At 68.0% G+C, this 9,827-nt stretch carries 9 protein-coding genes; 3 read left to right on the forward strand and 6 right to left on the reverse strand.

Annotation, left to right across the window (positions count from 1 at the left end; translation table 11 throughout):
• The coding region (locus QZ847_RS10690) for a class I SAM-dependent methyltransferase (RefSeq protein ID WP_294356381.1) at positions 1-778 on the reverse strand (778 nt) is incomplete at its 3' end.
• A gap of 133 nt (positions 779-911) precedes the next feature.
• Positions 912-2,369, reverse strand: a complete 1,458-nt coding sequence (gene guaB, locus QZ847_RS10695; RefSeq protein ID WP_294356383.1) for an IMP dehydrogenase — start codon at positions 2,367-2,369, stop codon at positions 912-914.
• Positions 2,370-2,490: 121 nt separating this feature from the next.
• On the opposite strand from guaB, the gene QZ847_RS10700 reads away from it, so the two are divergent.
• Together QZ847_RS10700 and QZ847_RS10705 are read left to right on the forward strand one after the other, a co-directional pair.
• Complete coding sequence (locus QZ847_RS10700; protein ID WP_294189847.1) at positions 2,491-3,489, forward strand: SPFH domain-containing protein; 999 nt, start codon at positions 2,491-2,493, stop codon at positions 3,487-3,489.
• Positions 3,486-3,935, forward strand: a complete 450-nt coding sequence (locus QZ847_RS10705; protein ID WP_294356385.1) for an NfeD family protein — start codon at positions 3,486-3,488, stop codon at positions 3,933-3,935. Before QZ847_RS10700 ends, QZ847_RS10705 begins: the two co-directional genes overlap by 4 nt.
• Positions 3,936-3,965: 30 nt before the next feature.
• Here QZ847_RS10705 and QZ847_RS10710 read toward each other — a convergent pair whose 3' ends face one another.
• From QZ847_RS10710 to QZ847_RS10720, 3 genes are read right to left on the reverse strand one after another with little or no spacing between them, the layout of a single operon-like run.
• On the reverse strand, positions 3,966-5,807 hold the full coding sequence (locus QZ847_RS10710) for an acetyl/propionyl/methylcrotonyl-CoA carboxylase subunit alpha (protein ID WP_294356386.1): 1,842 nt from the start codon (positions 5,805-5,807) through the stop codon (positions 3,966-3,968).
• 5 nt (positions 5,808-5,812) lie between these two features.
• Positions 5,813-7,414, reverse strand: a complete 1,602-nt coding sequence (locus tag QZ847_RS10715) for a carboxyl transferase domain-containing protein (RefSeq protein WP_294356387.1) — start codon at positions 7,412-7,414, stop codon at positions 5,813-5,815.
• On the reverse strand, positions 7,411-8,568 hold the full coding sequence (locus QZ847_RS10720) for an isovaleryl-CoA dehydrogenase (protein ID WP_294356392.1): 1,158 nt from the start codon (positions 8,566-8,568) through the stop codon (positions 7,411-7,413). Before QZ847_RS10720 ends, QZ847_RS10715 begins: the two co-directional genes overlap by 4 nt.
• 94 nt (positions 8,569-8,662) lie before the next feature.
• Between QZ847_RS10720 and QZ847_RS10725 the strand changes: the two genes are divergently transcribed.
• Positions 8,663-9,529, forward strand: a complete 867-nt coding sequence (locus QZ847_RS10725; protein WP_294356388.1) for a LysR family transcriptional regulator — start codon at positions 8,663-8,665, stop codon at positions 9,527-9,529.
• On the opposite strand, the gene QZ847_RS10730 is transcribed toward QZ847_RS10725, so the two are convergent.
• Positions 9,514-9,827: LysR substrate-binding domain-containing protein (locus tag QZ847_RS10730; protein ID WP_294356390.1), on the reverse strand; the 314-nt coding region annotated here is incomplete at its 5' end. The two genes, QZ847_RS10725 and QZ847_RS10730, sit on opposite strands and share 16 nt — an antisense overlap.

Below are 9,827 nucleotides of genomic sequence, written 5' to 3' on the forward strand. Positions count from 1 at the left end.
CGGCGTCGAGCAGCAGCGGCTCGATGATCGTTACGCCAGCAGCGGTCGCGCGCGGTTCAAGCCGGCGTAGCCGCGCGCGGTCAACGTCGGAGGCAATGATGCGACCCTGATTCTCCATCGCAGCGGCGAGTGCGAGGCTCTTTCCGCCTGCCCCGGCGCAAAGATCGATCACGGTTTGGCCGGCGCGCGCGTCGGCGGCGAGCGTTACTGCCTGGCTGCCGGCGTCCTGTACCTCGACTTGCCCGGTAAACGTGGCGAGGTCGGTGCCTGCAGGGAGCCGAAGCGCATCGGCTAGGCCGACGATCGGGGCTGCATCGGGCAACTCGGATGCGACCGCCTCGGTCGTGGCGCGCAGGAGGTTGACGCGCACGTCGAGCGGTGCGCGGCCGGTCAACGCTACCTGCTCGGCATCGTCGAAGCCGGACGCGGAGAGACGCTCGCGCAGCCAGGCCGGTGCGATCCCCGGTGTGGCGGTCGGCTCATCAGCGTCGATCGGCATCGGCGCGTGTGTCGAGCCATCGAACGTGGCGGCGATCGCCGGGTCGGTCTTGGCAAGCGCGACCATCGCGGCCCGACCGGTCGCCGGGCGCTTGCCGAGCAGGCGGATCGCGGCGTAGACGAGTTCGCGCACCGCGCGGCGATCCTTCGACCCCGCATAGCGGCGCTGCGCGAAGTAGCGCGCGATCAGCGTATCGGCGGCAGCGCCGCCCTCGGCTGCGGCGACGACGATCGCGTCGAGCAGGTCGATCGCGGCCTGGGTTCGGGCGGCGGGGGTCATCGGGCAGCGAATGTCATGGGAAAGTCACTAAGGTCGCAGCCCTACACATGTGCGCGCGGGCGTGCGCGCGAGGGGACAGGATAATCACGCCCGCCGCGGTGACAGAGTTTGGCCGCGTAGGACAGCCGCTGCCTTACCGTGTCGGGTAATTGGGTGCCTCGCGCGTGATCGTCACGTCGTGAACGTGGCTTTCCTTCAACCCCGCGCCCGTGATGCGGACGAAGTTAGCGCGCTGTTGCAGGTCGGGGATCGTAGCCGAGCCGGTATAGCCCATCGCCGCCTTGATGCCGCCGACGAGCTGGTGGATCACGTCGCGCGCTGGACCCTTGTACGGCACCTGCCCCTCGATCCCCTCGGGCACGAGCTTGAGCTGGTCGCGCACCTCGCCCTGGAAATAGCGGTCGGCCGAGCCGCGGCCCATCGCGCCGACGCTTCCCATGCCACGATAGGATTTGTACGCACGCCCCTGATAAAGGAAGGTTTCTCCCGGCGCTTCCTCCGTACCGGCGAGCAGCGAGCCAACCATGCAGGTGGCGGCGCCCGCCGCCAGCGCCTTGGCGAGATCGCCCGAGGTGCGCAGGCCGCCATCGGCGATCACCGGCACGCCCAGCTTCTCGCCCGCTTCGGCGCAGTCCATCACCGCGGTCAGCTGCGGCACGCCGACGCCGGCGACGACGCGCGTCGTGCAGATTGAGCCGGGACCGATCCCGACCTTGATCCCGTCCGCACCCGCCTCGATCAGCGCGCGCGTCGCCTCCGCGGTGGCGACGTTGCCGGCGATCACCTGAACCGAGTTCGACAGCTTCTTGACGCGCTCAACCGCGCGTGCGACGTCGCGGTTGTGCCCGTGCGCGGTGTCGATAACGACGAGGTCGCATTCCGCATCGACCAGCGCCTCGGTGCGCGCGAAGCCCTTGTCGCCGACCGTGGTCGCGGCGGCGACGCGCAGGCGTCCGGCCGCGTCCTTGGTTGCGTCGGGGTAGGTGACCGCTTTCTCGATGTCCTTGACAGTGATGAGGCCGACGCAGCGATAGGCGTCGTCAACGACCAGCAGCTTTTCGATCCGGCGCTGATGGAGCAGGCGGCGCGCCTCCTCCTGGCCGACGCCCACCGACACAGTGGCGAGATTGTCGCGCGTCATCAGCTCGGCGACGGGCTGCTTGGGGTTCTCGGCGAAGCGCACGTCGCGGTTGGTCAGGATGCCGACGAGCTTGCCATCCGCTTCCACCACAGGGATGCCGCTGATCCGGTTTGTGGCCATCAAAGCTTGCGCATCGGCGAGCGTCGCCTGCGGCGTGATGGTGATCGGGTTGACGACCATCCCGCTCTCGAACCTTTTGACCGCGCGGACCGCGGCGACCTGTTCCTCGACCGTCAGGTTGCGGTGGAGCACGCCCATGCCGCCCAGCTGCGCCATGACGATCGCCATGTCGGCCTCGGTCACCGTGTCCATTGCCGATGACAGCACGGGAATGTTGAGCGAAATGTCGCGCGTCACGCGGGTGCGGGTGTCGGCGTCGGTCGGCAGCACCTCGGATGCGCCCGGCACGAGCAGCACGTCGTCGAAGGTAAGCCCGAGGCGAATGTCCATGTGAGCGCCGAATCCCGTCGAGTGGAGGAGTGGCGGGCCATGTAACCGCGTTCGCCCGGTTTCGCTAGGTCCGCGCTGGGCATGGCGCTATGATCGGGTGACATACGGTTGGGGGATGGGAATGCTGACGACGATTGCCGCGCTGTTGCTCGTGCTCGTGCTGTTCTACCTGATGAGCAGCATCAAGATCGTGCGCCAGGGCTACCAGTACACGATCGAGCATTTCGGCCGCTACACGACCACCGCCTCGCCGGGTTTCAACTTCTATCCCGCCTTCTTCTACCGTGTCGGCCGCAAGGTGAACATGATGGAGCAGGTGATCGACATCCCGGGGCAGGAGATCATCACCAAGGATAACGCGATCGTCTCAACCGACGGCGTCGTGTTCTTCCAGGTGCTCGACGCGCCCAAGGCGGCGTACGAGGTGTCCGACCTGTACGTCGCGCTGCTGCAGCTCACCACCACCAACCTGCGCACGGTGATGGGCGCAATGGACTTGGACGAGACACTGTCGAAGCGCGACGAGATCAACGCGCGGCTGTTGTCGGTCGTCGACCATGCGACGGTGCCGTGGGGGGTCAAGATCACGCGTGTCGAGATCAAGGACATCCGCCCGCCCGCCGACATCGTTTCCGCGATGGGACGGCAGATGAAGGCCGAGCGCGAGAAGCGCGCCAACATCCTCGAGGCGGAAGGCAGCCGCGCGTCGGAAATCCTGCGCGCGGAGGGGCAGAAGCAGGCGCGCATCCTGGAGGCCGAGGGGAGGCGCGAGTCGGCGTACCGCGATGCGGAAGCGCGCGAGCGTGCGGCCGAGGCGGAGGCGCGCGCGACGCAGGTCGTGTCGGAAGCGATCGAGAGTGGCGGCACGCAATCGCTCAACTATTTCATCGCGCAGAAATACGTCGAGGCAGTCGGCAAGTTCGCGACCAGCCCCAATGCCAAGACGATCCTGTTCCCGGTCGAGGCGACACAGCTGATCGGTACGCTGGGTGGGATCGGCGAGCTGGCGCGCGACGCCCTCTCGCCGCAGAACCCAACCGGCGCGAAGAAGGACAAGCCGGCGCGTGACGCGACCGCCAGCGTGCCGCGGATCGGCGGTGGCGCGACAGGCGAGGAATGAACTGGAGCGATCTTTCCGGCGCAAGCGCGTGGCTGATCGCAGCGCTGCTGCTCGGCATCGCCGAACTGGCGATCCCCGGCGTGTTCCTCGTCTTCGTCGCGGTGGCGGCGGCGATCGTCGGACTGGCACTGCTGGCGCTGCCCGACCTGCCAATCGCCGCTCAGATCGGTGCCTTTGCGGCGTGGAGCGTGGTGACGGTGCTGATCGGGCGACGCTGGTACCGCGACTATCCGGTCGAGGGTGATGCAGCACAATTGAACGATCCGGCCGCGCGATTGGTCGGCGCCGTGGTGACGGTCGAGCGCGCGATCAAGCATGGGTCGGGCCGCGTGACGCTGGGCGACGGTTCCTGGCCGGCGCGCGGCCCGGAGCTGCCTGCCGGGGTGAGCGCACGCGTCGTGGCGGTCGACGTGGGCGTGCTGGTGATCGAGCCGCTCGACGGGTGACCGGCACCCGGGGGCGGCTCGTTCGGCCGTCTAGTCGGCTGCTTCAATCCGCGCCAGCAGCGCGCCCTCGGTCACCTGCCCGCCTGCGTCGGCATTGAGTTCGGCAACGATACCGTCGAACGGCGCGACGAGGCTGTGCTCCATCTTCATCGCCTCGAGCGTCAGCAGCTTTTGCCCCTTAGTGACGCTCGCGCCGGCCTCAACCTCAACCGCGATGACGCGGCCGGGCATCGGCGACAGGATCGCGCCGTCACCCGCCCCGCCCGCCGCCGCGCCGCTTGCGCGGAAGGGTGCGAGCGCCCAGGTCTGACCGCCCTCGCTGACGAGGACGCTGGTGGTCACTGCATCGTCGGCTTGGGCTGCTTCGGTAAAGTCGATGTCGATTGCCTCACCATCGAGCAGGAAACGCGCGGCGCGGCGTGGGCTGGCGTTCAGGCGAAAGCCGGCGAGCGGTGCAGGGCCGGCGAGTTCGGCCGCGGCGGCGGTCAGCGCTTCCTCGCTCGGGTGGGCGGGCGGCATCAACGCCTCGCCCTCGCGCGCGATCAGTCCGGTGTCGACGCGGCCGGCGGCGAAGTCGGGATGGTCGAGCGCTTCGACCAGGAAGCCTGCATTGGAGCGGACCGGCCACACCACCGCCTCGTCGAGCGCGTCGGCGAGCTGCTCGCGGGCGTCCTCGCGCGTTTCGCCGTGCGCGATCAGCTTGGCGATCATGGGGTCGTAGAAGGGCGAGATGATGCTGCCCTGCTCGACGCCGGTGTCGACGCGAACGTCATCGCCTAGGTCGAACGCTTCCAGCGTGCCGATCGAAGGCAGGAAGCCCTTGGCCGGATCCTCGGCATAGAGCCGCGCCTCGATCGCATGACCGGTGATGGTGAGGTCCCCTTGCCTGCACGGCAGCGGCTCGCCGCTCGCGACGCGGAGCTGCCACTCGACCAGATCCTGCCCCGTGATCGCTTCTGTCACCGGATGCTCGACCTGGAGGCGGGTGTTCATTTCCATGAACCAGATGCGGTCGGCGCGCAGGCCATCGCTCGCATCCGCGATGAACTCGATCGTGCCGGCGCCGACGTAATCGACCGCCTGCGCTGCTTTCACCGCGGCGGCGCAGACCGCGGCGCGCGTGGCCTCGTCCATGCCGGGTGCGGGCGCTTCCTCAATCACCTTCTGATGGCGGCGCTGAAGCGAGCAGTCGCGCTCGAACAGGTGGACGACGTGGCCGTGGCGGTCGCCGAACACCTGCACCTCGATGTGGCGCGGGCTCTGGATGTATTTCTCGATCAATACGCGGTCGTCGCCGAACGACGATGCGGCCTCGCGCTGGCACGATTGCAGCGCGTCGGCGAAGGCGGCGGCGTCGCCGACCTGCCGCATTCCTTTGCCGCCGCCGCCCGCGACAGCCTTGATCAGCACGGGATAACCGATCGCGTCGGCCTCGGAGCGGAGGCGCTCGGGCGACTGGTCGGCGCCGAGATAGCCTGGCGTCACGGGCACGCCGGCCGCGATCATCCGTTCCTTGGCGGCGTCCTTCAGTCCCATCGCGCGGATGCTGTCGGGGTTCGGGCCGACCCAGACGAGCCCGGCGTCGATCACGCTCTGCGCGAAATCGGCGTTTTCGGACAGGAAACCGTAACCCGGGTGGATCGCCTCCGCGCCCGTCTCGCGCGCGGCGGCGATGATCCGTTCCCCGACGAGGTAGCTCTCGCGCACCGGTGACGGGCCGATGTGGACCACCTCGTCGGCCAGCCGCGCGTGGAGCGCATCGGCGTCGGCGTCGGAATAGACTGCGACCGTACGGATGCCGAGCACGCGTGCGGTGCGGATGATGCGGCAGGCGATCTCGCCGCGATTGGCGATAAGGAGCGATTGGATCATCTGGGTCACATCCGGAACACGCCGAAGCGGGGTGCCTGCTCGACGGGGGCGTTGAGGCAGGCGGTGAGCGCGAGGCCGAGCACGTCGCGGGTCTGCGCCGGGTCGATCACGCCGTCGTCCCACAATCGTGCGGTCGCGTAATAAGGATTGCCCTCATCCTCGTACTTCTGGCGCACGGGCGCCTTGAACGCCTCTGCCTGCTCGGGCGTCCAGCTGTCGGCGTCGCGGTGGACCGTCGCGAGCACGCTTGCCGCCTGTTCGCCGCCCATCACGCTGATGCGGCTGTTGGGCCAGCTGAAAAGAAAGCGGGGTGAGTAGGCACGGCCGCACATGCCGTAATTACCCGCGCCGAAGCTGCCGCCAATCAGGATCGTGATCTTGGGCACGCTGGCGGTCGCAACCGCGGTGACGAGCTTGGCGCCGTGCTTGGCGATGCCTTCGGCCTCGTAGCGGCCACCGACCATGAAGCCCGAGATGTTCTGGAGGAACAAGAGCGGCACGCGGCGCTGGCAGGCGAGTTCGATAAAGTGCGCGCCCTTCTGCGCCGATTCGCTGAACAAGACGCCGTTGTTGGCGAGGATCGCGACCGGCATGCCGTGGATGTGCGCGAAGCCGCAGACGAGGCTGGTGCCGTACAAAGCCTTGAACTCGTGCAACTCGCTTCCGTCGACCAGCCGCGCGATCACCTCATGCACGTCGTACGGCGCGCGCACGTCCTGCGGCACGATGCCGTAAAGGTCGTCGGCGGCGAACATCGGCACGCGCGGCTCGGCCATGTTGATCGTCGGCGCGGGCGGCGGCGGCAGCGTCGACACGATGTCGCGCACGATCGTGAGCGCGTGATCGTCGTTCTCGGCAACATGGTCGACCACGCCCGAGCGGCGGCCGTGCGTTTCCGCACCACCCAGCTCCTCGGCCGAGATCACCTCGCCCGTCGCCGCCTTCACCAATGGCGGGCCGGCGAGGAAGATCGTGCCCTGGTTGCGCACGATCACGGTCTCGTCGCTCATCGCAGGGACGTAAGCGCCACCCGCGGTGCAACTGCCCATCACGCAGGCGATCTGCGGGATCTGCAGCGCCGACATGTTCGCCTGGTTGAAGAAGATGCGGCCGAAATGCTCGCGATCGGGGAACACCTCGGCCTGGTGCGGTAGATTGGCGCCGCCTGAATCGACCAGGTAGATGCAGGGGAGCCTATTCTCCTGCGCGATCTCCTGCGCGCGAAGGTGCTTCTTGACGGTCAGCGGATAGTAAGTGCCGCCCTTCACGGTGGCGTCGTTGCACACGATCATGACCTGCCGGCCCGACACGGCGCCGATGCCGCAGATGAGCCCCGCGCCGGGGACCTGATCGTCGTAGAGGCCGTTCGCGGCCAGCTGCCCGATTTCGAGGAACGCGGTGCCGGGATCGAGCAGCCGCTCGACACGGTCACGAGGCAGCAGCTTGCCGCGGCTGGTATGACGATCACGCGCACGCTGGTCACCGCCGAGCGCCGCATCGGCGACGCGGTCGCGCAGTTCCTCGGCGAGCGCGCGGTTGTGCGCTTCGTTCGCCTGGAACGTCGCGTCCGTGTGCGACAGCTTGGTGTCGAGGCGGGGCGCGCTCATTGCGCGACCGGCGGGTTGTGGCCGATCAGCTCGCGTCCGATCAGCATGCGGCGGATTTCGTTGGTGCCGGCACCAATGTCGAGCAGCTTCGCGTCGCGCAGGAAACGCTCGACCGGCCAGTCCTTGGTATAGCCCGCACCGCCCAGCGCCTGCACCGCCTCGCCCGCGACCTTGAACGCGTTCTCGCTGGCGAGCAGGATCGCGCCCGCCGCGTCGAAGCGCGTCGTCTTGCCCGCGTCGCACGCCTGCGCAACCGCGTAGACGTAGGCACGCGCGGAGTTGAGCGCGACGTACATGTCGGCGATCTTCGCCTGCATCAGCTGGAAGGCGCCGATCGGCTGGCCAAACTGCTGCCGTTCACGCACGTAGGGCAGCACGACGTCGAGGCACGCCTGCATGACACCGAGCTGGATGCCCGCGAGCACGGTGCGCTCGTAGTCGAGCCCGCTCATCAGCACGCCGACACCGCCGTTCACCGGCCCCATCACGTTCTCGTCAGGTACCTCGCAGTCGGTGAAGACGAGTTCGGCAGTGGGTGAGCCACGCATGCCCATCTTGTCGATCTTCTGCCCGATCGCGAAACCGGCCATGTCCTTCTCGATCAGGAAGGTGGTGATGCCGCGCGACCCCTCACCCGTTTTGGCGTAGACGACGAGCGTGTCGGCGTAAGGCGCGTTGGTGATCCAGAATTTGGTTCCGTTCAGCACGTAGCCGCCCTGCACCTTCTCCGCGCGCAGCTTCATCGAGACAACGTCGGAGCCGGCATTCGCCTCCGACATCGCGAGGCTGCCGACATGCTCGCCGCTGATCAGCTTGGGCAGGTATTTCGCCTTCTGCTCTGCGTTCGCCCAGCGACGGATCTGGTTGACGCACAAATTCGAGTGCGCACCGTAGCTCAGACCGATCGAGGCGGACGCGCGCGCGACTTCTTCCTGCGCGACGACGTGTTCGAGATAGCCGAGCCCGAGCCCGCCATCTTCCTCCGCCACGGTGATGCCATGCAGGCCGAGCTCGCCCATCGCGGGCCACAGCTCGTCACGCGGGAACCAGTCGTCGGCGTCGATCTTCGCGGCCAAGGGCGCGATCTTGTCGGTCGCGAACCGCCGCGTGGTGTCGCGGATCATCTCGGCATTGTCGCCGAGCGCGAAGTCCATTTCTGCCACAGGCCTCTCCTTTGCGCGCGGTGTACCAGCCGACGGTGCCTCGCGCAAAATTGAAGTTTCGGTTAGCACATCATAGAGAATATCTATGATCGACCGCTATCACCTGCGCTACTTTCTGGCGGTAATCGACCGTGGCAATTTCTCGCGCGCCGCGGAGGCCTGCAACGTGTCGCAACCGACATTGTCGGTCGGGATCGCCAAGCTGGAGAAGACGCTGGGAAAGTCGCTGTTCCGGCGCAGCAATCGCCGGGTCGAGCTGACGCAGGCGGGAACGCTGCTGGCCGAGCAGGCGCGGCGGATTGAGGCGGGGTTCCTCGCCGCCGAGCGCGCCGTCGGCGACACGGCGGCGGCGGAGACGATCCGGCTGGGTGTGCTCGGCTCGATTGCGCCTGGCTGGATCGAGCGGCTGCTCGGCGCGCACCGGCAGGCGGGTGGCGAACGGCTGGAGGTGTACGAAGGTCGCGAGCGGGAGTTGGCCGACCGACTGGCGAGCGGTCGCATCGACCTGGCGCTGACGATCGTGCGCGCGGGCAGCGGCGCGCACGACGTAATCGCGGAGGAAGGCTTTGCGATGGCGCTTCCCACCTTTCACCCGCTCGCCGGCCGGACGACCGTGACGGCGGAGGAGCTGGCGAGCGAGGCGATGATCGTACGCCGGCACTGCGAAGCGCTGGCGGATACCAGCCGGCATTTCACCGCGCGCGGGGTGCGGCCGTTCTTCGCCGCGCGCACCGCGAGCGACGAACGCGCGCTGCGATACGTGCGCGAGGGGTTGGGAGTGACGTTGGTGCCGGAGAGCTTCGCGGGCGACGGGGTCGCGTGCCCTCGGCTCGACGGCTTCGATCTCACCCGGACGCTGGGAGTCGTCTACGCCGCGCACAGGGACGCGGCGGCGCTGCGCGGCACCGCGCTAGTCCGCGCGGTCGAGCGACTTGGTCATTCGTCCGGCTGAGTTCGGCCGACAGTGGCGTGGTGGCGCAGCACCGTCATGAACTGCTCCTGCAGCGCGGTCGGATACCAGTCGCGCCTGGTGATCGCGCCGATCGTGCGCATCGTGTCGGGCACGCACGAGTCAATCGTGACGAGCGAGCCCGAGTCGATCTCGGCGCTGACCTGATCGGGCGAGAGCAGCGTCAGGAAGTCGCTGCGTACCAGCACGCCGCGGATCAAGGCGACCGAGCCGCACTGGATTGGCGCGTCGGGTCGCGGCTTGTCGGCATGGTCGAACATCTGCTGCCAGCGATCGAGCA

The sequence above is a fragment of the uncultured Sphingomonas sp. genome, from assembly GCF_913778135.1.
Lineage (GTDB): Bacteria > Pseudomonadota > Alphaproteobacteria > Sphingomonadales > Sphingomonadaceae > Sphingomonas.